The organism is Hydrogenivirga sp. 128-5-R1-1 (assembly GCF_000171895.1).
This window is the reverse complement of record NZ_ABHJ01000540.1, coordinates 1-1,016: the sequence shown is the minus strand read 5'-3', so window position 1 is coordinate 1,016 and position 1,016 is coordinate 1. Positions and strand designations below refer to the sequence as shown.

The 1,016-nt window shown below is 34.7% G+C and carries 1 protein-coding gene and 1 pseudogene; both read right to left on the bottom strand.

The window, feature by feature from the left end:
- The coding region (locus HG1285_RS00090) for an MTAP family purine nucleoside phosphorylase (RefSeq protein WP_008289762.1) at positions 1-657 on the bottom strand (657 nt) is incomplete at its 3' end.
- Positions 657-1,016: pseudogene (locus tag HG1285_RS20170) on the bottom strand (alanine--glyoxylate aminotransferase family protein); the annotation flags it as partial. The gene HG1285_RS00090 and the pseudogene HG1285_RS20170, both read right to left, overlap by 1 nt.

The window sequence follows — 1,016 nt, the reverse complement described above, 5'->3', positions numbered from 1 at the left end:
GGCAAAATGCATGTTTATTTCTTTAGCCAGAACAACTTCTGGAACTAATGTCATTCCAACAATGTCTGCTCCAAGCAGTGAAAGGGCTTTTATTTCTGCTGATGTTTCAAGTCTTGGACCTTCTGTTGCAGCGTAAACTGCATTTTTATGGTATCTAAAACCAAGAGCATTTAAACTATTTTCAAGCTGTTTTCTTAAAACAGGGCAAAACGGGTCAGAAACATCTATGTGAACTACACTTCTATTTTTCATATAAATACTTACAAGGTCATCTGTTTTATCATTTATGTCAACTTTTGTATTAATACCTTCAAAAAATGTTGATGGTCTTGTTTTTGTAAAATCCAAAAACTGTGAAGATATAACAAAATCTCCAGGATTTAACAGAGGATTTATACCTCCAACTGCACTTATTGAAAGTATTTTATTTATTTTTAATCTTCTAAATCCCCATATATTAGCCCTGTAGTTTATCTGATGCGGAGGATATAAATGTCCTTTTCCATGTCTTGGAAGAAAAACTATTTTTTTATCTTTATATTCAGTAATTATATACTTGTCAGAAGGCTTACCCCACGGTGTTTCTATCTCAACTTCATCTATAAGCTTTAACCCTTCTATCTGATAAAGACCGCTACCGCCTATAACTCCAAGCATTAAAACCCCTCCATCACAATCTCTTGAGCTTTTGCAACACCTTTTCCAAGCTCAACCGGATATCCAATTTTTTTAAGAGCAATTTCAAGTCCGCCAATCACCTGAACAACATCCATAAAGTCAAAATAACCCATATGTGCAATTCTAAATATTTTTCCTTTTAGATGGTCTTGTCCTCCTGCCACTCTAAATCCAATTTTTAGAAGCTCTTTTCTTAAATCATCTGCATTAATTCCTGCAGGGGCATAAACACCTGTTGCAGAGTTTGCTGGACTTTCAGATAAAAGCTCGAGACCTAACTCTTTAACAGCCTGTCTTGTTGCTTTTGCCATTATTTCATGTCTTTTTGCAAGATTTTC